16 protein-coding genes are annotated in these 21,444 nt (G+C 52.7%); 15 read left to right on the top strand and 1 reads right to left on the bottom strand.

Features of this window, described 5'->3' with window-relative positions; translation table 11 throughout:
- Nucleotides 1–45 precede the first annotated feature (45 nt).
- The 6 genes from prsK (at nt 46) to WG899_RS20910 (ending at nt 9,737) form a co-directional block, all read left to right on the top strand.
- Nucleotides 46–2,169 (top strand): XrtA/PEP-CTERM system histidine kinase PrsK, encoded by a 2,124-nt coding sequence (prsK, locus tag WG899_RS20935; RefSeq protein ID WP_339597601.1) that lies wholly within the window; start codon nt 46–48, stop codon nt 2,167–2,169.
- Between the two features lie 13 nt (nt 2,170–2,182).
- Nucleotides 2,183–3,553, top strand: coding sequence for a PEP-CTERM-box response regulator transcription factor (gene prsR, locus WG899_RS20930; protein ID WP_339597623.1), 1,371 nt, complete (start codon nt 2,183–2,185; stop codon nt 3,551–3,553).
- Nucleotides 3,550–6,342 (top strand): XrtA/PEP-CTERM system TPR-repeat protein PrsT, encoded by a 2,793-nt coding sequence (prsT, locus tag WG899_RS20925; RefSeq protein WP_339597600.1) that lies wholly within the window; start codon nt 3,550–3,552, stop codon nt 6,340–6,342. Before prsR ends, prsT begins: the two co-directional genes overlap by 4 nt.
- A gap of 199 nt (nt 6,343–6,541) precedes the next feature.
- Nucleotides 6,542–7,834, top strand: coding sequence for a GNAT family N-acetyltransferase (locus WG899_RS20920; protein WP_339597599.1), 1,293 nt, complete (start codon nt 6,542–6,544; stop codon nt 7,832–7,834).
- Entirely contained in the window at nt 7,831–8,619 is a 789-nt protein-coding gene (locus WG899_RS20915) for a S1 family peptidase (RefSeq protein ID WP_339597598.1), read from the top strand. The genes WG899_RS20920 and WG899_RS20915 overlap by 4 nt, the downstream gene beginning before the upstream one ends.
- A gap of 257 nt (nt 8,620–8,876) precedes the next feature.
- Complete coding sequence (locus WG899_RS20910) at nt 8,877–9,737, top strand: PEP-CTERM sorting domain-containing protein (protein ID WP_339597597.1); 861 nt, start codon at nt 8,877–8,879, stop codon at nt 9,735–9,737.
- A 43-nt stretch (nt 9,738–9,780) separates the two neighbouring features.
- On the opposite strand, the gene WG899_RS20905 is transcribed toward WG899_RS20910, so the two are convergent.
- On the bottom strand, nt 9,781–10,962 hold the full coding sequence (locus tag WG899_RS20905) for a nitroreductase family protein (protein ID WP_339597596.1): 1,182 nt from the start codon (nt 10,960–10,962) through the stop codon (nt 9,781–9,783).
- Between the two features lie 64 nt (nt 10,963–11,026).
- Between WG899_RS20905 and WG899_RS20900 the strand changes: the two genes are divergently transcribed.
- The 9 genes from WG899_RS20900 (at nt 11,027) to WG899_RS20860 (ending at nt 21,442) form a co-directional block, all read left to right on the top strand.
- The gene (locus WG899_RS20900; RefSeq protein WP_339597595.1) at nt 11,027–11,893 is read left to right on the top strand and encodes a ThiF family adenylyltransferase; all 867 of its coding nucleotides are present in this window, start codon (nt 11,027–11,029) and stop codon (nt 11,891–11,893) included.
- A gap of 232 nt (nt 11,894–12,125) precedes the next feature.
- Nucleotides 12,126–12,761 carry an XrtA/PEP-CTERM system exopolysaccharide export protein gene (locus WG899_RS20895; RefSeq protein WP_444718883.1) on the top strand — a complete coding sequence of 212 codons (636 nt, stop codon included), beginning with the start codon at nt 12,126–12,128 and terminating at the stop codon, nt 12,759–12,761.
- 102 nt (nt 12,762–12,863) lie between these two features.
- Nucleotides 12,864–14,444 (top strand): XrtA system polysaccharide chain length determinant, encoded by a 1,581-nt coding sequence (locus WG899_RS20890; protein WP_339597594.1) that lies wholly within the window; start codon nt 12,864–12,866, stop codon nt 14,442–14,444.
- Nucleotide 14,445: 1 nt separating this feature from the next.
- Nucleotides 14,446–15,420, top strand: a complete 975-nt coding sequence (locus tag WG899_RS20885; protein WP_339597593.1) for an XrtA-associated tyrosine autokinase — start codon at nt 14,446–14,448, stop codon at nt 15,418–15,420.
- Nucleotides 15,353–17,068: a TIGR03016 family PEP-CTERM system-associated outer membrane protein gene (locus tag WG899_RS20880; protein WP_339597592.1), complete on the top strand. Its 1,716-nt coding sequence runs from the start codon at nt 15,353–15,355 to the stop codon at nt 17,066–17,068. Before WG899_RS20885 ends, WG899_RS20880 begins: the two co-directional genes overlap by 68 nt.
- 3 nt (nt 17,069–17,071) lie before the next feature.
- On the top strand, nt 17,072–18,139 hold the full coding sequence (locus tag WG899_RS20875; protein WP_339597591.1) for an XrtA/PEP-CTERM system-associated ATPase: 1,068 nt from the start codon (nt 17,072–17,074) through the stop codon (nt 18,137–18,139).
- A 118-nt stretch (nt 18,140–18,257) separates the two neighbouring features.
- Nucleotides 18,258–19,166, top strand: a complete 909-nt coding sequence (locus WG899_RS20870) for an XrtA system polysaccharide deacetylase (protein ID WP_339597590.1) — start codon at nt 18,258–18,260, stop codon at nt 19,164–19,166.
- 6 nt (nt 19,167–19,172) lie between these two features.
- Entirely contained in the window at nt 19,173–20,219 is a 1,047-nt protein-coding gene (locus WG899_RS20865; RefSeq protein ID WP_339597589.1) for a FemAB family XrtA/PEP-CTERM system-associated protein, read from the top strand.
- Entirely contained in the window at nt 20,153–21,442 is a 1,290-nt protein-coding gene (locus tag WG899_RS20860) for a TIGR03087 family PEP-CTERM/XrtA system glycosyltransferase (RefSeq protein ID WP_339597588.1), read from the top strand. The genes WG899_RS20865 and WG899_RS20860 overlap by 67 nt, the downstream gene beginning before the upstream one ends.
- Nucleotides 21,443–21,444: the final 2 nt, after the last annotated feature.

Below are 21,444 nucleotides of genomic sequence, written 5' to 3'. Positions count from 1 at the left end.
TCCCATTGAATCGGAGCAAATGCCGATTCGTTATAGCGGCGCGGCATGGTTCAATACGCCATGGACTATGGTGTATTGAATCTCACTCTATTAGGTAATTGCCTTGCCTTGCTTCTGTATGCGGGTTTCGCCATAGATTTTGGCGCCCGTATTTGGTGGCGACGGTCTTCGCCGGCCAATTCGATTTCCATTGCCTTCGAATCTGCACTGCTTGTTAGCTCAGTGTGGGCCGGTTTGGGTTTGGCGAGTGGCATGCGGCTTTTGCCCTCGGGCTCTCTGACATGGATGCTGGCTGCGGCAGACCTGTTGCGATACAGCCTCTGGTTCGGCTTTATCTTGCTTTTGCTCCGCCCCAAAGCCGATGCCCCCTCACTGGCGCGCGGCCGGCCACCTCGCTTCGCGGACCTGGCCTATGCCTCTCTTGCCAGTTCGCTGTTGATGCTGGTTTTGCGTGAGGTGCCTGCTGATATCCCAGTAGATTTGCTTCGGCCTACATCATTCACCGCTCTTGGCTTGTCCGTGGTTGGATTGATATTGGTTGAGCAGTTGTTGCGAAACTCTTCTGCTGATTCGCGTTGGAACGCCAAACCGGTTTGCCTAGGCTTGGGTGCAATATTTGCGTATGACTTGTTCGTCTATTCCCAAGCAGCGTTGTTCCGGGATTTTGACGGCGATGCGCTTAGCGTGCGCGCATTAGCCCATTGCTCTGCATTGCCCTTGTTGTTTCTAGCATCTCGCCGCCACGCCGATTGGCTAGAGAAACTGCACGTCTCCCGGGCCGCCGTGTTCCACTCGGCCACCTTGTTGCTGGTAGGTTTGTACCTCTTGCTGGTTTCTGCACTCGGATACTACGTTCGATATACGGGGGGGGAGTGGGGGCGAGCTTTGCAGTTGGCTCTGGTCTTTATGGCCTTGGTTGGCTTGGCCTTATTGGTCTTCTCGGGCGCACTGCGTTCAAAGCTGAAGGTCTATATTGGCAAGAACTTTTTCAGCTACCGATATGACTATCGCGAAGAGTGGCTTCGCTTTACTGCGACCTTGTCCTCCAGTGCCTCACCCCAGTTGATGGGGGAGACTGTCGTTCGCGCCCTAGCGAATCTAGTTGAGAGCCCATCGGGGGCTTTGTGGCTACAGCAAGGGACTGCAGGAGAGTTTTCACAAGCTGCACGTTGGAACTGCCCACCTTCCAACGTTCGAGAGCCCGCAAGTTCAAGGTTTTTTGAATTTTTGGCTGATCGTGCCTGGATCGTTGATCTGGACCAAATGCGTCAAGGGGCCACCGACTATGCCGACTTGAATATGCCCGAGTGCTTTGGTGACGATCAGAGATTTTGTTGGCTCATCCCATTGCTGGTGGGAGAGGAACTGCTGGGGTTCGTCTTGCTTGGGCGCCCGAGAGCGTCTATTGAACTCGACTGGGAGGTGCGTGACTTGCTTAAGACGGCCAGCAGTCAGGCTTCTAGCTACTTGGCCCAAATGCAAGCTGCTGAAGCCTTGCTAGAGTCCAAAAAATTTGATGCTTTCAATCGCATGTCGGCCTTTGTTGTTCACGACCTTAAGAACATCGTGACTCAACTCTCGCTGATGATGAAGAACGCCAAACGACTAAAAGATAACCCCGAATTCCAGCAGGATATGCTGGATACTGTGGAGAATTCTTTGGAGAAAATGCGGCAACTGATGTTGCAACTGCGGGAAGGTGACAAGCCTCACGGTACGAGTAGCGGCGTTGATCTTGCGGCCATTGCGAAGCGACTCGCTGACGTGGCTGACAAGAAGGGGCGCCAACTTGATCTTGAGCTGTTGAGTAGGGTAAGCACACGCGGGCATGACGAGCGTATCGAGCGGGTGATTGGGCATGTGGTTCAAAACGCTTTTGATGCCTCGACCGCTGAAAGCGTGGTTAGCCTCAGCTTGGGACAAACGGGAAGCTACGCCCAAGTCAAAGTGACCGATGTCGGATGCGGTATGTCGGAAGAATTCATCCAGACTCGGCTTTTTAAGCCCTTCCAGACAACTAAAGCTGCAGGTATGGGTATTGGTGCTTATGAGAGCTATCAGTACCTACAGGAGTTGGGAGGCAAGATCGTGGTTGAAAGTAAAGTCAATCAAGGCACAACGGTAACCATCTTGCTACCGCTATTTCATGCAACAAGTGAAACAAATTGATAGGGTTTGAATGATGAGCGCAGAGGGGCGGCAACAGCAGCCACTATTGATTGTTGAGGATGATCTGGCGTTGCAAAAACAACTCAAATGGTCATTGGATAAGTTCGAATCTCATTTGGCGACCGATGTGGCGAGTGCTGTACTTCAGTTCCGTCGCCACAACCCTGCTGTTGTCACCATGGATCTGGGTTTGCCCCCCGATCAAGACTCGGTCTCAGAGGGATTTAAGTGTCTAGAGAAGTTGCTTGAATTGGATCCGTGGGCCAAGGTCATCGTGCTGACCGGGCAAAACGACCAAGAAAATGCGCTGCGCGCTATCCGTATGGGCGCCTACGACTTTTTGTCAAAGCCGGTTGATCCTGATGTATTGAACTTGAGCGTCGAGCGAGCCTACCGGCTCTATGAACTGCAAAAAGAGAACCAGAGGCTTCAAGGTCTGCAGCAATCCGGTGCTCTGGGTGGCTTGATCACTCGTGATCCCGCCATGCTGAAGGTTTGCCGCACTATTGAAAAGGTCGCTTCCAGCAGTGTTTCCGTTCTCTTGTTGGGTGAGAGCGGCACCGGCAAGGAAGTGCTGGCCCAAGGATTGCACGAAGCGTCAAAGCGCAAAGGTCGTTTTGTAGCGATCAACTGCGCAGCTATTCCAGATAACCTGCTGGAAAGTGAGTTGTTCGGTTATGAAAAAGGAGCCTTCACTGGCGCCAGTAAAACGACTGTGGGCAAGATCGAGACGGCCAACGGCGGCACTCTGATGTTGGACGAAATTGGTGATTTGCCGATGAGTTTGCAGGCCAAACTTTTGCGGTTTTTGCAGGAGCGCACGATCGAGCGCGTAGGCGGCAGGCAAGAAATCCCGATAGATGTACGCATCGTTGGCGCGACCCATCAGAACCTGAAGAATCAAATCATTGAAGGTCGATTTCGGGAAGACTTGTATTACCGCCTTGCCGAGATTGTGGTGGACATACCGCCATTGCGTGATCGCCTAGGGGATGCGGTTCTGCTCGCGCATGCCTTCTTGCGGCGGTTCGCCGGAGAGCAACGCAGGCCTGTATTAAGTCTCGCCGAGGACGCGGTACGTGTCATTGAGGCGCATTCTTGGCCAGGTAATGTGCGTGAATTACAGAACCTGTTGAAACGAGCCTGCATCATGGCGGATGGCGACCGTGTGCAAGCAATAGATTTAGGTTTGAAAGTCAATGCCGATCAAGTTAATGAGGAAGAAAACTCATTGGATCTACGTTGGGTGCGTGAGCGAGCGGAGCGGATGGCGGTAGTGGCGGCAATGGCGCGGGCTGATGGCAGCGTCGCCAAGGCGGCTGACATTCTAGGTGTGAGTCGGCCAACTCTATATGATTTAATGACTAGATTGAAAATCAAATGAATTTAACTAAAAATATTGCAAATAGGTTGTTTCAAAAGCAATCGGCGATTGTTTTTCTTTTGTTTCTGAGTGGATGTTTTGAGAAGACGGCAGATGATTTCGTGGGGGCAGCGAAAAAAGATATTTCAAATAATAACCGCGGCGCCGCAGTAATTCAGTTGAAAAATGCTTTGCAGAAGAATTCTTCCTTAGCTGAGGCGAGATTTTTACTGGGCCGATTGTTGCTTGAAAGCGGCGATGTCGAAGGGGCCATTATCGAGCTAGAAAAAGCACGCGAGCTTGGTTTTGAGGAGGATAAGTTGGTGCCCGTTTTCGCTCAGACCCTGCTTGCACAAGGTAAGGCAAATAAATTAGTAGCGGACTTCGGAGGGACCACTCTTCAGGCTTCGGATTCTATTTCAGAACTTCAAGCCGCTTTGGCCAATGCTTATGGTGAATTGGGGAAGTTGGATCAGTCAAAGGAGCGAGTTGATGCTGCAATCAAGGCCGATCCAAAGAATACGCAAGCGCAAATTATTCGAGCACGTTTAATAGCCAGCACAGATGGAGTTGATGCTGGACTGCGGGCTGTTGACAGTCTAGTTAATGCTGAGCCAACGATCGCTTCCGCGTGGCAACTCAAGGGTGACCTGCTAGTGCTCAAAGGGGGTAATGTTGATGCCGCGGTTGAGGCCTATCGTCGTGCAATTGTTCTCGATAAATCAAATATCTCCGCCCATTCTTCGATCATCGGCTTACTCATTGCAAAACAAGATTTTGCTGCTGCAAAGAATCAATTGAATGACTTAAGGAAAGTCAACCCTAAACATCCCCGGACTCTCTTTTATACGGCATTAGTTGCACTTGAGACAAATGACTTCAAGTTGGCTCAGGAAAGCGTGCAGGTCTTAATCAAGATGATGCCAGATGATGCCCGTGTTCTTCATCTGGCTGGTGCCATTAATTTTCGCATAGGTTCCTTGGTTCAAGCTGAAAGTTTTTTGGTTAAATCACTAAAAAATTCTTCAGATGAATCGGGGAAGGCGACAAAGTTGCTTGCTCAGACCTATTTGAGAATGGGTGAATCCACTAAGGCCATCACTACCCTTCAAAGTTTAATTCAACCTCAAAGCAAAGACGGCAGCGCCTTGGGCTTGGCCGCGCAAGCCTACTTGCAGTCGGGCGATAGCAAGAGGGCCGAAGAGTTACTATATCGAGCTGCCGCGTTGAATCCGAGAGATATGTCTAGCCGAACCGCACTGGCCCTTGTTAAAGTGGCTAGAGGGCAAGGCGATGTCGGGTTGGCTGAATTGCGTAATATTTCAACAGATGATTCCGGGACGGTCGCCGATTTGGCGCTAGTAAATGCTCTGGTGCAACGTAGAGATTTTGATCAGGCCTTAGTGGCGATCGCGGCATTGGAAGCGAAAACTCCAAAGCTTCCAACCGCTAGCTATATGCGGGGTAATTTGGAATTGGTGCGGGGTAATAAGGAAAAGGCCCGGCAGGCTTTTGATGAGGCCTTGAAAATAGATCCAGTATTTTTTCCTGCAGCCAACAGTCTGGGTGTTTTGGACGTTGAGTCAAAGCAATTTGACTCCGCGCTTGCTCGGCTCAGAGGGGTTGTCGACATTGAGCCAAAAAATGTACGCGCGCACATGGCCATGATTGCCGTCAAACAAAAGGCAGGCGCCAGCAATGACGAGCTCGCTGCGGCATTGCTTAAACTGGTCACCCTGGCTCCGAGTGACCCGGCCCCTCGCCTAGCCTTGATAGCGATGCAAATTGAGCGCAAGGAGCAAAAACTTGCGTTGACTGCGGCACTAGATGCAGTCTCTGTGCTACCTGATAGCCCAGAACTATGGTCAGCACTGGGGATGGCCCAAGCTATTACTGGCGACACCAATCAGGCGCTAAGTTCTTTGAATAAATCGCTGAGCTTGCGGCCTAGCTACATACAGGCATTGATGCAGTTGGCTGAATTGCACGCTAAGACTAATAATTCCGTTGCAGCCGCCCAAAGTTTGAGGCGTGTTATTGCGATCAACCCAAATTATTTGCCGGCTCAAACATCATTGATATCGCTTGAATTGGCTGGCGGGCGTATTTCTGAGGCAAGGGCAATAGCGAGAAATATACAGTCGCAGCATGAAGCGGATGGCATTGGTCAGGCGATTCTTGGTGATATTGAGGCAAATACAAAAAACTGGAATGAGGCTGCCAATTTTTACCGCGCTGCTTTGAAGAAAAAAGCCTCTCCAGAAGTTGCGATGAAACTGCACCGTGTCTTGCTGGAGAGCGGTAAGGCGGTTGAGCAGGCGCAGTTTGAAGATGAGTGGATGAAACAAAATAAAAATGATGTAGCATTCCTTTATCATATGGGCGATATCGCAATGGCCAAAGGCGCCTATTCTCTGGCGGAGCGGCGTTTTATTGAGGTGTTGAAAGTTCAGCCTAATAATTTCCTCGCGGCGAATAATTTGGCTTGGTTGCTCTTGCGTTCCAAAAAAACTGGTGCGTTGGAATACGCTGAAAAAGCGAATCAGTGGGCTCCAAATCAGCCCATTGTGTTGGATACATTGGCTGAAATTCATGCCGCCGCCGGGCGCTTGGAAAAGGCGATAGAATTTCAAAAGCGTGCGGTTGATTTGGCACCTAATGGCGGCGGTTACCGTGTCGGCCTCGCGCGATACTATATTTCTGCGGGGCAAAAGTCTGCTGCCCGAGAAGAGTTGGATCGCCTTGCAAAGTTAGGGCCGAAATTTCCTCAACAAGGCGAGGTACAAGAGTTACTTTCTGCGTTGAAATAGATAGGGTAAATGCTCTTTCTTTGGGGTGATTTCTAAGAGATTTTAATGAATCTCATTTTTATATGTGAAGATGGGGTTTGTTTTGCGCTGTCTTTTCCTGCTGGATATTTGTGCCTACTCGTTATGGCCTGCAGTTGATTGCGCAGGTTAGGCTGGAGGACTCTTGGGGGAATTTCCAAGTTGATAGGTGGTGTAGAAAATGACGCACATTCGCCGCTCAAGTTTGCGGAAAAAAATTCATCAAGGAGCTCGGCATCTTTTTGCCTGGTTGCCGGCGGTATTGAGATTCGCAATTTATCGCTTGATGGTTGATTGCGATCCTGCCCCGGAATCCCGACTTGAGCTAAAAATTGCAGAAACCAAAGAGGAGTTGGAGCAGTGTTTTAGAATTCTGCACGATGCCTATGTTTCTAGCGGGTTTATGAAGCCGGATCCTAGTGGCATGCGGATAACCATGTATCACGCACTGCCGACCACAACAACCTTGTGCGCTAAATATGACGGCCGAGTTGTTGGGACGATTTCTATGATACGGGAAGGAGTTTTTGGCTTCCCATTGCAATCAGTGTTTGATTTGGAAGGTGTTCGAATTAAGGGCGGCAATATTGCTGAAATATCGGCGCTTGCGGTTCATCCTGACTTTAGGAAAACTGGAGGGGCAATACTATTTCCGTTGATGAAATTCATGAGGGAATATTGTGTTGAGTATTTTGATACTCGGCATTTGGTTATTGCTGTCAACCCTGAAAAAATAGAGCTCTATGAGGCTTTGTTGTTTTTTGAGAGATTGCAAGAGACGACGGTGGATCAGTATGATTTTGCCAATGGCGCGCCAGCAGTCGGCGCGACCTTGGATCTAAAGCACGCCGCCGAGATATTTCGATCAGGGTATAAGGGTCGCCCGGCAAAGAAGAATCTTTATAGTTACTTCTTTCAATTGAAATTGGCGAACATAAAGTTGCCAAGTCGGCGTTATTTCACTACCAATGATCCGGTCATGACTCCGGAGCTGTTGAATTATTTTTTCAATTCAAAAACACAATTGTTTGATCATTTGGATGATCGAAAGAAGTCCCTGTTGTGGTCGATTTATACGATGGCTGAATTCCGTTCGGTGCTTCCAATGATGCAAGGCGTCGCTCTGGAAAGTCACCCTTTGCGGCAGCATCAACGGTATTCATTGAGCTGTCCTGGTTCGATAGCGTTTACTGCTGCGGATGAAAATCGATCATTTGTTGTCAATGTGGTGGAGTTGTCGTTTGGCGGCTTTCAGGCGGAATGTAAATTGGACTTGCCGATCGGCTCATCCGGGCGAGCCGTTATTGAGTTGGGCAATCGGGAGAGATCAGAGGTTATTGTCACCGTCATGCGGCGCAAAGAAACAGAACTTGGAATATTTTATGGCTTCAAAATCGATGAGCCTGACTCGGTGTGGCGGCGCTGCGTAGCCGCATTGGAAGTGGGTCATACCTCAGCGGACTTGATGCAATGAGCAAGGGGGCCTTATCCTGCCGTCGTGGGATTTTGAAACTAGGTTTTTTTGTCTTGAGCCTATTCGGCGCTTCCGCGCCAGCTATTGCAGATTTGCCGGAGTTGGTCTTGCGCAGCAAGCCTTCGGTCTTGTTGGTCGGGACTTTTGTGGAGACCGATCGGCCGCGATTTACTTTTCGGGGGACTGGTTTTGTCGTGGCGAATGGAAACCTGGCCTTTACCAATGCCCACGTGTTGCCTGAAACCCTGGGAGGGGATCGGGATATTCGTTTGGTAGTTCAGGTCAGGGTCGGTTCGCGTGAATGGAGTTCACGTGCGGCCAAGGTTGTTTCTGTGGATGCCGCCCATGACCTTGCTCTGATTCGTTTCGACGGGCCTGCCGTGCCAAGCTTGAAGCTTGCGCAAACGGGGCTTGCGCGCGAGGGCGGCTCGATTGCTTTGATGGGGTTTCCGCTGGGGGGCGCGCTGGGGTTTTCATTGGTCACCCATCGGGGCGTCATTTCTTCAGTCACGCCTATCGCTTTACCTCCGCCTGCGGCTCAGAATTTGAACGAAAGGGCAATTCGGCAACTGCGCGAAGGCAGCTTTGACATTCTTCAGTTGGATGCGACCGCCTATCCCGGCAATAGTGGCGGGCCTGTGTTTGACGTGGACTCGGGCGAGGTGGTGGGCATTGTCAATATGGTGTTGGTCAAGGGCAGCAAGGAGACTGCGCTGACGCATCCTTCGGGCATCAGCTATGCCATCCCTATTCAATTTGCCAGCCAAATGCTGCTAGGCCTTTAGTTCGGCGTCGCTTGCTGTTCCCTGGTGCGCGATCATTGTTGAGGTCCTTCGCAATGGCGGCAGCTTCTAACAGTGTCGAGATTTTTTACAAATTGTGCATGAGTCTTTTGGTTTTGAAGTGTGCTGTGTTGTAAGTCTTTGATTTTGAACAAGTTATTTTTTTTGGCACGCCATTTGCTGTTGTCCTAGGGGCAAGCGGCTGGAAACGGATAAGCTGCCGACTAGTAGAAATTCACTTCACTTCATTGGAGAGCTTTATGAACATGAAAAACACTTTGCGCGCTGTGTCTGCAGCTGCTGTTTTGGCTGCGGCCAGCATGTCGGCATCGGCTGGCTATCAGGTGCTGGATCGCTGGCAAATGAATGTGCCCGCTTTCCTGCCATCACTGACGACGGATATTGGCCATTTGGTCGTGGGCGGTGGGATTGCTAATGTTAAGCAAGAGGTAAATGCGCTCAATCAAGCTTTCGTCGGCGCTAAGTTTTCGGAATCTGGTAACGTCTTCTCTTTAAGCTATATCAAAGAGAATTCGACGGGTTCTGGTGATTCCGGCCCTCTGCAATTATTCAAACCTTTTGGCTTGGCTCAGTTGGAATTGGTTTTTTCCGACATCGCTGGCACAGTTGTGGCGTTGAACGCTGGTGGTGGCTTCCACTATAGTTTTGACAGTGGAACCTTTGCCTTGCGTGCGACGAATGATGCCTTCGGGTCTTACACGACCTACGCAAGTGGGTCAATTGTTGGTTTGGGTGGAAACACGGCGTCAACTGGTGTTATCGGTGGCGCTGCCGGTGACTCCGCTCTCTTGGCGACAGTGATCGGTCAGTTGGGCTTTGACGTTAAGGATAGCTCTGGTGTTAGTTTGGCTCCGGAGATGGCTGTCGGGAAGGTGTTGTGGCAAGCTACAACAACGAATAAGATTGATAACACTTCGGCAAGTTATGGGACATGCGATTTTGGTTTAGGTCATAACGGTGTGAAGTGCCTTAATGTCAATGTGACATCTGAAGGCGCAATTGACACGGTTCGCGTGGTCCCTGAGCCCGCAACCTTGGCTTTGACTGGCTTGGCACTTGTGGGTTTGGGTTTGGCTCGCCGCCGTAACGCTGCCAAGTAAATTGGTTTGACGTACAAAAAAAGGGTGCTTCGGCACCCTTTTTTTATGGTGCCCTTATATGGCCTGGTGGGGAATTTAGTATCAAGTCTTCAATGGGGTGGCGTAATGAGCGTGCGCTTGCTGGTTTGCCTGAGCCGACTCGCCCCATGAATGCGGCCCGTTCGGCAATGGGGGCAGTCAACAAGGTAGACAGCCGTGACTGAATTTTTTGGGCTTGCTTGGCCATGCCGCTTGAGGTTGAAAACGGGGTCTGCTCCCTTGCGTAGCGCGAGAACACCAAGGGAGTGACTTCGGGTTGGATTTGCAAGCCAAGTCGGGTTGCGGTCAGCCAGAATCGTTGCAGGGCTCGGCCTGCCGCCACATAGTCGTCGATGTGCTGGGGTGGGCGTTGCGCGTGGATGACGAAATGAGCCGCGCAGGCGATGCCGGGCAGGAAATCAAGTTGAAGTCGCGGTGCCCAAGTGCCCGCCAGGAAGCGGTTGAAAAACTCAACCCTTGACCAGCTCTTCATTACAAACTGCATCAGTCTGGTGGTGATGGGGTCAGTGCCCAAGGCTTGATCCGGAACTTTGTCTGAGCTGAATTGCGCGTTCCATTCAATGATGCTTCGGTGTACTTCGTAGGCTTCTGGCATGGTTAGCCTAAGCTTGGCCGAATGAAACATCAGCATGGCTGTGTCTAGCCGCTTGGCAAAGCTATCCAGCCAGAGGACTTGAAAGTTTTGCCCCACCGCCGCTTCTAGGATTTGTCGCTGCTCCTTGGTTAATGGTTTTGTTTTGAGTGGGCGTCGCTGGACCGTGCGCGTTTTGATGCTTGTAAAAAGAACATCGGCCGAGATGGTTGAATCAGGTTCGAAACTCAACTCGAATACAGGGCGGTGTTCTGGCGCATCAACGCGGCGTTTGGCTGTCATTTTCCGGCCGAATTGACTGGCGGCGATGGCGGCTGTTTCTAGTAAGGCGCCCATTGCGATTTGACTGGGGTGTCCATCGAGGTCGTAGACGCAATGTTCGCGGGTATCAAAAGCATGTACGACCGCTCGGTCCGCGTCAATGAGTTCAAATCGCCATGGCTGGGTGTTGTCTCCGCTGGGGGCCCAACGTGCGAGGTCCAGGATTTGACGGATGGTGTCGAGAGAGTTCATGGGCCAACCTTTTTGGGCAAACTGACTATTTGCTGGTGGTGAATTTCTTGGTGCAAATTTTGGGCGGGTGACTTGCTTCATGGGTCCCGTGCTTCGTGGCATGATGCCGGGGACGCGGATTTGCGGTTCAAACAGTGGAGTGTCTGTGAAAACCAATTCGACTTTTAATTATGAGCGAGCTTTCTCTCGAAATCATGGTTGGTTGAGCAAGACTGAGCAGGAAAGGTTGCGTGGTTCCCGGGTCGCTATCGCCGGTTTGGGCGGGGTTGGGGGAGCTCATCTGCTGACCTTGGCGCGGCTCGGCGTTGGTAACTTCAATATCGCCGATTTTGACGATTTTGAGGTGCATAACTTCAATCGGCAGGTGGGGGCGTTCATGTCGACCGTGGGTCGCCCAAAGGCCGAAGTTTTGAGGGAGCAAGCGCTTGACATTAATCCTGAAGCAGATGTTCGTGCCTTTGTTGAGGGGGTAACCGCCGCAAATCTCGAAGATTTTTTGCGGGGTGTGGATGTCTACGTTGATGGCATCGACTTTTTTGCAATCGAGGCGCGGCGTATGCTGTTTAAGGCCTGTTATGAACGGGGTATTCCTGCGCTGACGGCTGCACCACTTGGCATGGGGGTGTCCTTCCTGTACTTTCGTCCTGGTGGTATGAGTTTTGAGCAGTATTTCCGTGTTGAGGGGTGCAATCAGCAAGAGCAATATGCTCGTTTCATTGCAGGCTTGTCGCCCCTTGCCTTGCATCGTGGCTATTTGGTTGCGCCGGAGGCAGTGAATTTCAAGGAGAAGCGGGGGCCGTCCACCATGATGTCCTGCGATCTGTGTGCTGGAGTCATGGGCACTTCTGTATTGAAGGTGTTGCTGAGTCGGGGTGCGCTTCGCGCCGCGCCTTGGTCAATGCAGTTTGATGCGTATAGGCAGAAGCTCAGCTTCGCATGGCGCCCATTCGGAAATGCCAATCCACTGCAGCAGGTTTTGCTCGCGCTGATTCGGCCTATGCTGAGGGGGTGAGCTTTGCTTGCCCTGTATTTTGGGGTGGAGGGTTTGGCGTTGTTCCGGGAAGTTGGCAAATAGTCACACCGCAGCCGTTTTCTGGTCTTTCCCCCCCTCATTTCCGAGCCGAGTAGGACGATGCTTTGTGGCATGATCCAGCCGCCATTCAAACCCGTCCGAAGGTGTTTTTTGCTTGGGCGGGCCTGAGGTGTGGTTCGTGTTAGATTTCATTGACAAGTGAGGAGTTGCCTTGGACAAGAGCATTCGTAGTGTTTCGCAAAAGCTGGGCTTTGCTCTGTTTGCAGCCGCCGCTGTTTTACTGGCAGGCTGTGCCAGCAGTTCCGGGCGCTTCCCCCCGGCGCCTGTCGCAGCCACGGCGCAGGATTACAGCTACATCGTGGGTGCTGGTGACAACATCAACATCATCGTCTGGCGCAATCCGGAGTTGTCGATGTCGGTGCCGGTGCGGCCCGATGGCAAGATTGCTACGCCCTTGATCGATGAGTTGTTGGCGCAAGGCAAAAATCCGATCGAACTGGCGCGCGAGATCGAAAAACAGCTCGGCAAGTATGTTCGCGATCCGGTGGTCACGGTCATTGTGACTGGTTTTGTTGGCCCTTACAGCGAACAAATCCGGGTCATCGGGGAGGCCGCCAAGCCTCAGGCTCTTCCCTACAAGATGAACATGACGATCTTGGATGTAATGATAGCAGTTGGTGGCCTTACAGATTTCGCTGCGGGCAATGAGGCCACCATTCTCCGTTCGGCCGACGGGGGCAAACAATACGCGGTGCGTTTGAAAGACTTAATTAGGCGTGGGGATGTCTCTGCAAATGTGGAAATGCGCCCGGGTGATGTGTTGATTATTCCCCAGAGTTTCTTCTGACTGGGTGGTTTAGTAAATTGGTTGTGCAGGTTTGAAGCCTTTGCCTCATATTCCTCTCCATATGGTCAGAGCTTTGGCCACTTCTCACGAGATCGACCGCAGATGGATTTATTGATTGCCCAGATTCTTGCTATTGCTAAGCGTAGTTGGAAATACCGATGGCCAGGGTTGATGGTGGCTTGGTTGGTCGGTGTCATAGGGGCTGTCGTAGTGACGGTGTTGCCTGACCGCTATGAGGCGAGCGCTCGTATCTTTGTAGATACCCAGTCCATTCTTAAGCCGCTGATGTCCGGCTTGGCGATTCAGCCCAATGTTGAGCAGCAGGTGGTGATGTTGAGTCGGACTTTGATCAGTCGGCCAAATGTGGAAAAACTGATTCGTATGGCTGATTTGGATTTGAAAAATCAATCCAAAGCGGAGCAAGAGGCCTTGATCGAGACGGTGACCAGGAACCTTTCGATTCAGAGTACTGCGCGGGACAATTTGTACACCTTGGCTTATCGGGATTCTGACAAGGACAGCGCTAAACGAGTTGTGCAGTCATTTGTGTCAATTTTCGTGGAGTCTAGCCTAGGCTCGAGTCGCAAGGATTCAGCAACGGCGGCGACCTTCATCAATGAGCAGATCAAGAATTACGAAGCTAAGCTTGAAGAGGCCGAAGGCCGCCTGAAGGAATTCCGTTTGCGCAACCTGCAAAACATGGATGCTGACGGCAAAGATTCAGCATCGCGCTTGCGCGAAATGAGTACTGAATTGGAGCGGGCCCGTCTTGAGTACCGTGAGGCAGTCAATGGGCGAGACGCGGCAAAACAGCAGTTGGAAGCCGAGCGCAAGGGTGTGTCGAGTACGACGCAAGGCTTGCTTCAGGAGTCCGCTCTGAATATTGCGACTCCCGAATTGGATGCCCGCCTCGACGCTCAGCGCCGCAATTTGGATGCACTGTTACAGCGCTATACCGAGCAGCACCCCGATGTGATTAGCGCGAGAAAATCCATTTTCGATATCGAAGAAGAAAAACGGATGAAGATGAAGGAGTTGCGTAAGGCTGCGCTTGCTTCACCTGGTACCGTAGGTGCTGCGAATGGCAGTATGGCTGCGCAGGAAATGAGCCGCTTGTTAGCTTCTGCGGAGGTTCAAGTTGCGACCCTGAGAGCCCGGGTTGACGAGTATTCGGCGCGATATGGGCGGGCGCTAGCGAGTGTTCGAACTGCCCCTCAATTGGAATCAGAAGCTGCTCAATTGAATCGCGACTATGCGATTCATAAAAAGAACTATGAAGACTTGGTGTCGCGCCGGGAGTCTGCTTCGATGTCGGGTGAACTTGATTTGGCGTCCGGCGTTGCGGACTTCCGTTTGATCGATCCACCTCGCGTGTCGCCCAAGCCGGTGGCTCCAAATCGATTGTTGCTTTTGGCTGGTGTGATGGCGGGCTCTCTTATTGCAGGTTTGGCCACTGCATTCTTGGTTAGCCAGGTCCGACCTGTGTTCCATGATGCGCTTGAACTGCGGGCGCGCATTGACTTGCCTATTTTGGGAGTTGTGACCCGTTTGACGACTGCCGCAGATGTTCAGCGTAAGCGCAAGGATTTGATCCGATTTGGTGCCGCCTTTGGTAGTTTGCTTGGCATGTTTGTGCTCGGGCTTGCAGTAATGGCTTTTTTGATAACAAGGCAGGTGGCTTGAGATGACTAGCCTGATTGAACAAGCAGCCCGACGCCTCGAGCAACTTCGGCAAGCCGGTGTTGAATTGCCGGAGGATACTAGGGCTGCAGAGGGGACCCTTAACGGGCTAGAGAAGACTATTCCAGAGGTGGAGGTAGTTTTGGCCTCGGCTGAAGCGGCTGCTCTTGGTGCTTTCGGCGAAGGGAAAAATGGCTCTCAAGCTGTCGGCTTATCCAAGCGTGTCGAATTGGATTTAGATGCTTTGGCTGGACAGGGTTTTATTACGCCGAATGCTGAGCGATCACAGTTGGCAGATCAGTACCGGGTGGTGAAGCGCCCCTTGATCAAAAATGCAATGGGCAAGGGCGCCTCGACCTTGAATCATGCCAACTTGATCATGGTGACCAGCGCCTTGGCCGGGGAGGGCAAGAGCTTCACCTCTTTGAATCTAGCCTTGAGTATTGCGGCCGAGTTGGACAACACCGTGATGCTGGTGGACGCCGATGTGGCTCGGCCATCGATGTTACGAATGCTGGGTTTGCCGCAAGGGCCTGGTTTGCTGGATGTGCTTGAGCAGAAGGTTGATATGGCCGAGGTAATGCTTCGGACCAATGTGGACAAGCTGACTTTGCTACCGAGTGGGTCGCCGCATCCGCGCGCGACGGAATTGCTCGCCAGCGATGCGATGAGCCATCTGCTTGATGACATGGCCAAACGCTACCCGGATCGAATCATCATTTTTGATTCGCCACCTTTGCTACTGACCACGGAATCTCGTGTGTTGGCTTCACATATGGGGCAAATCGTGGTCGTAGTTCGTGCCGAAAGTACTGCACAGAGTGCTGTACAGCAGGCTTTGGCTACGATCGAATCTTGCCCCTTGAAGATGCTCCTGCTGAATCAAGCATCAGACAGCGCGACTGGTAGCTATGGCTCTGGTTATGGCTACGGGTATGGCTACGGATATGGGGACGGCAGTAATGCTGCCAAGAGCTGAGGTTCTTGATCGGTCCTCTGGCCGTGCGGTTGGTTCTGTAACAAGGCAACCGTGCCATGCATCTAGCGTGGTTCAAATTCGATTCGGCTATTGTGTTGCCTTAATCGCGCTTGGCTTGACCCATGGGTTAAGTTTTGCGCAGCTTGCTGGTGTGGGACAAGGTGGTGGCGATTCGGCCCTAGGTGCTAATGTGGGTCTCATATCCGGTGGCTCCGGATCTGGCGGTGGCTTGCGAGTTCAACCTCGCATGAGCTTGATGCAGACCTGGACAGACAATTTGAACCTGCGAGACGCAGCCAAAGATGCTGCGTTCATCACGACGGTGGCGCCCGGCCTCAGTATTTCGAGTAGTGCAGGACGCCTGCGTGGCAATTTCGACTACGCGTTGAATGGCTTGATCTATTCAAAGACCGAGCGAGAGAACCATCTTCAGCATTCCCTCTCGGCCAATGCAAATTTGGAGCTGATTGATCGGCGTTTGTTCGTCGATATTCGCGCCAGCTATGGTCAGCAACAGACTTCGGCCTTTGGTCAGCAGACTTCACCCGAGAACTCGGTTCGTAACCCAAATAGCACCGACATCGCCAGCCTCACGGTGACGCCCAGTTGGCGCGGCCGATTCGGGAATTTCGCAAGCTACGAGGCCAGGGCGAGTGCAACCGAGACCAATGCAAAAGGTTCGAGCATTGGTGACTCTCGGGTGACCGATGTTTCATTGAGGGCTGATGCCATGGCTTCCGGCCCTTTGGCTTGGTGGGGCCTGCTGAGTGCTCAGCAGTCTCATTTCAAGGCTGCGCAAGACAATAGCCGTTCGTCTGCAACCGCAGGCTTGAAATATCGCGTTGATGTGGATGTCAATGTCGGTATCAATGCGGGTTTTGAGCGCAGCGACCTCAAAACGGCGTCTTCGCAGGCGGGGGCGACCTACGGTCTCAATGGCTCATGGACCCCGACGGCACGCACGTCGATGCAGGGTGACTATCAACGACATGATTATGGCAATAGCCATTCTTTGAGTCTTAACCACCGCTTCCAACGTTCCTCGATTCGGTTTTCTGACAGCACCTCGGTGTCACAGGGATTTGACAGCCGTGCAGGCGGTCAAATGACCAACTATCAACTGTATTTTTTCCAGTTCGAGAGTCTGTATCCAGACCCTGTCATACGAGATGCCAAGGTCAGGCAATTTCTGCAGGAGACTGGCCGCAGTCCCAATGCGCAAGCCAACTCAGGCTTCTTGTCTTCGTCTCCGTCCTTGCAGCACCGTCAGGAGTTGTCCGCTTCTTGGCAAGGGCAGCGCGCATCGGTTACGGCAACTTTAAATCAGAGCAGAAACAGCCGTATCGGTGGGCAAGTGCCCGGCAGTGGCGATTTGGCGCAGTCTTCGGTGGTGTTGCAACGAGGAGCTAGCGCGACGCTGTCTTACCGCTTGACGCCTGAGAGTTCGACCAATATGACCTTCTCCGAGCAGCAGACGCGCGGCGATCAGGCCAGTCAATCCACGACCTTGCGTACAGTCAACTTGGCGTGGACTGGGCGTTTGGGTCAAAAGGGTTCTTTGAATGTGGGTGCCAGGTACTCACTGTTTCGAGGTGCCTTGCCGTATCACGAGAATTCTGTGTTTGCAACCTTGGTTCACCAGTTCTAACAAATGTACGAAGCGTTCTATGGCTTGAGCAGCAAGCCTTTTCAGCTCAGCCCTGATCCGAACTTTTACTTCGGCAGCAAGCAACATCGACGTGCCAAAGCGTATTTGGACTATGGTGTGCTGCGCAATGACGGTTTTATCGTCATCACCGGAGAGATCGGTGCGGGCAAGACAACCTTGTTGCGCGGTTTACTGGACAGCTTAAATCGCAGCAATGTGGTGATCGGCAATCTGGTCACTACACAGTTGGATGCAGAAGACACCTTGAGGATGGTGGGTTCGGCCTTCGGTGTACGGGTTAAGGACTTGCCCAAATCTGAGGTCTTGATGACCTTGGAGGCATTCTTCGTCAGTCAAACCAGCCAGGGTAAGCGCTGCCTGTTGATTGTGGACGAGGCACAGAATTTGACTGCGCGGGCCGTTGAAGAGTTGCGTATGTTGTCGAACTTTCAGTTCAGCAATCAGTCGCTCTTGCAGACCTTCCTAGTCGGACAACCAGAGTTTCGCGGCATTCTCCAACGACCGGAGATGGAACAATTCCGCCAGCGTGTGGCAGCTACCTGCCATATTGGTCCACTCGATGAAGACGAAACCCAGCGCTATATCGAGCACCGTTTAAAGTGTGCCGGTAGCACCGGGAAGCCAACTTTTGCATCGGATGCGTTCCCCGCAATCTTCAGGGCAAGCCAGGGCATTCCGCGTCGCATCAATTCCTTGTGCGACCGCTTGTTGTTGCTCGGCTTTATGGGAAACAAAACCCATTTGGCCTTGGCCGATGTGGAAGAGGCCTTGCGGGATATCGCTCAAGAGATCGAGGTGCCTAAAACGGTTCAAGGTGCAAATTTGGATGCCTTGGCTTCCTTGCCCGAGGGCGAAGGCTACGACTTGTCTCGATTGACCCTAGGCGCCGAGGAGTTGGCGGGTATGTCCGACGAATTGGCAAAATTGGGTGATGGGCATCAAGCTGATCGTTTGCAGCGTCTTGAAGCCAGTTTGCTCCGATTGGAGCGCATCAATTTGCAGACTTTGAAGCTAATGCAGCGCTTGGTGGATTCGGTCAAACAAGGCTGAATCCCTGGCATGCGAGTGCCGGACTGGCCTGGTCTCGCTGCTCTTCAAATTCAGTGATGGCGGGATGTTCGCCCTCAAGTTCAGCATTCAACCCTTCGTCAGTCGCAATATCTAAGCCATGTTGATGCCTACCTCGCCCGCGCCGCTGCGCAATGCCATGACCATTGATGTGGAAGACTACTTCCAGGTCTCGGCCTTTGCGCCGTACATTGCGCGCGGCGACTGGAATGGCCGCGAATGTCGGGTTGAACGCAATGTCGATCGAATCCTTGCTTTGCTGGCAGAGAAGGATATTCGGGCAACGTTTTTCACTCTGGGTTGGGTGGCTGAGCGTTACCCGCAAATGGTGCGCAGCATCGTCGCTCAAGGACACGAGCTGGCCAGCCACGGCTTTGGCCATGAACGAGTCAGTGACCTCACACCTGCCAGTTTTTCCGATGACATTATGCGCACCAAGCGATTGTTAGAGGACTTGGGCGGGCATGAGGTGTTGGGTTACCGCGCGCCAAGTTTTTCCATAGGTCGAGCCAATCTCTGGGCTTTTGATACTTTGCTGGAAGCGGGCTATCGGTACAGTTCCAGCGTCTATCCGATCCAGCACGACCACTACGGGATGCCAGATTCGCCGCGTTTCGCGTATCCCGTGCGCGAGGGCCTGTTGGAAGTCCCGGTCACGACATTGCGAGTGTTCAATAAAAACTTTCCGTCCAGTGGTGGTGGATATTTTCGTCTGCTGCCCTATGCCCTGTCGCGTTGGATGATTGCTCGGGTCAATGCCGTTGATCAGCAGTCTGCTGTGTTCTATTTCCACCCTTGGGAGATCGATGCGGAGCAACCACGTGTTGCGGGGATTGATGGCAAGACGCGCTTTCGGCACTACGTCAATATCAACCGCACGCATGATCGAATCGCGCAGTTGCTGAGCGATTTTTCTTGGGGACGTATGGATGAGATTTTCCTTGGCCGTCGGGCTGCTGCTCTCGCTTCGAGCGCCACTGATGCTGTTCCTTCTGCCGCTGCCGCCTGAGTCCGAATGACCACTTCCGTACAGATCAAGCGCTTGACGGCGCAGGATAAGACCCTGGCCCGACGTTGGGATGAATTCGTACTTGCATGTCCGCAGGCAACGTTTTTCCACCGAGCCGGTTGGATGCGCATGGTCGAACAGGTGTTTGGCCATCAGGCTTTTTTCTTGTGTGCAGAACGTGCTGGCCAGATCGAGGCGGTGCTGCCCCTGGCCCAAGTGAAAAGTATTCTGTTTGGCCACTCTTTGGTGTCTTTGCCATTTGTGGTCTATGGCGGTGTAGCGGCTGTGAACGAGGAAGCGGCGCTGGCACTGGAGCAGGAAGCGCAGGACATTGCCCTGCGCCTAGGTGTCGAACATCTGGAATTGCGCAATGTGCTTCCGCGTCATGCGGACTGGCCCAAACAGGATCTCTACGTCACTTTCCGTAAGGAAATCTTGCCCGACGAAGAGGCCAATATGTTGGCCATTCCTCGCAAGGCGAGGGCCAGTGTGCGCAAGGGCATCAAGAACAATCTGGTTAGCCATATTGATGCAAATGTCGACCGGTTCTTTGCGCTGTATGCCGACAACACCCACCGCCATGGCACACCCGCCATGCCCAAGCGCTATTTCTCGGCCTTGTTGGACGAATTTGGTGCCGATGCCGAGGTGCTGACCGTCACCGATACGGCAGGTCGACCACTCAGTTCGGTCCTCAGCTTTTACTTCCGTGATGAAGTTCTGCCCTATTACGCGGGGGATGACGAGTCGGCACGGGATCTGGCCGCCAATGATTTCAAGTATTGGGAGTTGATGCGTCGAGCTTGTGTGCGGGGATTCAAAGTCTTCGACTATGGCCGCAGCAAGCAGGGCACCGGCTCTTATGCCTTCAAGAAAAACTGGGGCTTTGATCCCACTCCGCTGCATTACGAGTACTGCTTGTACAAGCGTGACGCCGTACCGCAGAACAACCCCGCTAACGCCAAATATCAACTGCTGATCAAGACTTGGCGGCGCCTGCCCTTGGGTTTTGCCAATTGGTTGGGGCCGTTCATCGTGCGCAACCTGGGTTGAGACGAGTGGCCAACATTCTTTATCTGGTGCACCGGTTGCCTTACCCGCCCAACAAGGGTGACAAGGTGCGCTCCTTTCACCTGCTCAAGCATTTGGCGGCAAAGCATCGAGTGTTTCTTGGCACTTTCGTCGATGATCCGGCCGATATGCAGTATGTGGATACCGTCCGTGACTATTGCGCCGATCTGTGTGCGCTGCCCTTGAAACCGACGGTCGCTAAGCTGGCGTCGCTGCGCGGAATGCTGACTGGTGAGGCGCTCAGCCTGCCTTTCTACCGAGATGCGGCCATGAGCGCCTGGGTCGATCAAGTCTTACGACGAGAGAAGTTGGATGCCTCGGTGGTGTTTTCGTCGCCGATGGCTCAATACGCGATGCAAGCGCCTGAGTTGCCCATGTTGGTCGACTTTGTAGACCTCGATTCGGCCAAATGGACCGATTACGCGCCTAAGCATGCTTGGCCGTTGTCCTGGCTTTATCGTCGTGAGGGCGAGCGGCTATTGGCGTTCGAGCAGGCGGTGGCGGAGCGAGCCAAGTGCTCCTTCTTCGTCACGGACAAGGAGGTGGCCTTGTTTCATCATCAGTCCCCTTCGACAACAGCACCGGTGCAAGCCTTATGCAATGGTGTTGATGCGGATTTTTTCTCGGCCGAGCCAGCTCGCCCCTCCCCATTCCCGCCTGGGCAAGTCCCTCTGGTCTTCACTGGTGCAATGGACTATTGGCCCAATGTGGATGCGGTGGTTTGGTTTGTCAACGAGGTGTTGCCGGCGTTGCGCCGGGATTGGCCTCAATTGCATTTCCACATTGTCGGTCGCAGCCCGACACCGGCCGTCACTGCGTTGGCTGGCGATGGCGTCAGCATCACAGGGACGGTGCCGGATGTGCGTCCATATCTGCAGCATGCGGCAGTTGTTGTCGCACCCTTGCGTTTAGCGCGCGGTATTCAAAACAAGATCTTGGAAGCGATGGCTATGTCCAGGCCGGTGGTCGCTGCCAGCACTTGCGTGGATGCGATAGACGGCGAAAAAGGGCGGGATTTGATGGGCGCGACGGAGCCCGCTGAATTTATCCAAGCGGTCTCCCAGTTATTGAATGAGCCAAGCCTGGCGGACCAAATCGGCGCCGCTGGTCGGGCCTGTGTGCTAAAGAATTACAGCTGGTCGGCTCATCTTGCCGGTATTGATCAGTACCTGGATTGTTCGAATCAGCGAGGCCACAAGGCTTGAAG

The organism is Paucibacter hankyongi (assembly GCF_037482915.1).
GTDB classification, from domain to species: Bacteria; Pseudomonadota; Gammaproteobacteria; order Burkholderiales; family Burkholderiaceae_C; genus Paucibacter_A; species Paucibacter_A hankyongi.
The sequence above is the reverse complement of the archived record's forward strand: the minus strand, read 5'-3'. Positions and strand labels throughout refer to the sequence as shown.

What these genes read in the sequence shown, in the direction of transcription:
- prsK (WP_339597601.1), top strand. Translation starts at nt 46, where the DNA reads ATGGTTCAATACGCCATGGACTATGGTGTATTGAATCTCACTCTATTA.
- prsR (WP_339597623.1), top strand. Translation starts at nt 2,183, where the DNA reads ATGAGCGCAGAGGGGCGGCAACAGCAGCCACTATTGATTGTTGAGGAT.
- prsT (WP_339597600.1), top strand. Translation starts at nt 3,550, where the DNA reads ATGAATTTAACTAAAAATATTGCAAATAGGTTGTTTCAAAAGCAATCG.
- WG899_RS20920 (WP_339597599.1), top strand. Translation starts at nt 6,542, where the DNA reads ATGACGCACATTCGCCGCTCAAGTTTGCGGAAAAAAATTCATCAAGGA.
- WG899_RS20915 (WP_339597598.1), top strand. Translation starts at nt 7,831, where the DNA reads ATGAGCAAGGGGGCCTTATCCTGCCGTCGTGGGATTTTGAAACTAGGT.
- WG899_RS20910 (WP_339597597.1), top strand. Translation starts at nt 8,877, where the DNA reads ATGAACATGAAAAACACTTTGCGCGCTGTGTCTGCAGCTGCTGTTTTG.
- WG899_RS20905 (WP_339597596.1), bottom strand. Translation starts at nt 10,962, where the DNA reads ATGAAGCAAGTCACCCGCCCAAAATTTGCACCAAGAAATTCACCACCA.
- WG899_RS20890 (WP_339597594.1), top strand. Translation starts at nt 12,864, where the DNA reads ATGGATTTATTGATTGCCCAGATTCTTGCTATTGCTAAGCGTAGTTGG.
- WG899_RS20885 (WP_339597593.1), top strand. Translation starts at nt 14,446, where the DNA reads ATGACTAGCCTGATTGAACAAGCAGCCCGACGCCTCGAGCAACTTCGG.
- WG899_RS20880 (WP_339597592.1), top strand. Translation starts at nt 15,353, where the DNA reads ATGGCTCTGGTTATGGCTACGGGTATGGCTACGGATATGGGGACGGCA.
- WG899_RS20875 (WP_339597591.1), top strand. Translation starts at nt 17,072, where the DNA reads ATGTACGAAGCGTTCTATGGCTTGAGCAGCAAGCCTTTTCAGCTCAGC.
- WG899_RS20870 (WP_339597590.1), top strand. Translation starts at nt 18,258, where the DNA reads ATGTTGATGCCTACCTCGCCCGCGCCGCTGCGCAATGCCATGACCATT.
- WG899_RS20865 (WP_339597589.1), top strand. Translation starts at nt 19,173, where the DNA reads ATGACCACTTCCGTACAGATCAAGCGCTTGACGGCGCAGGATAAGACC.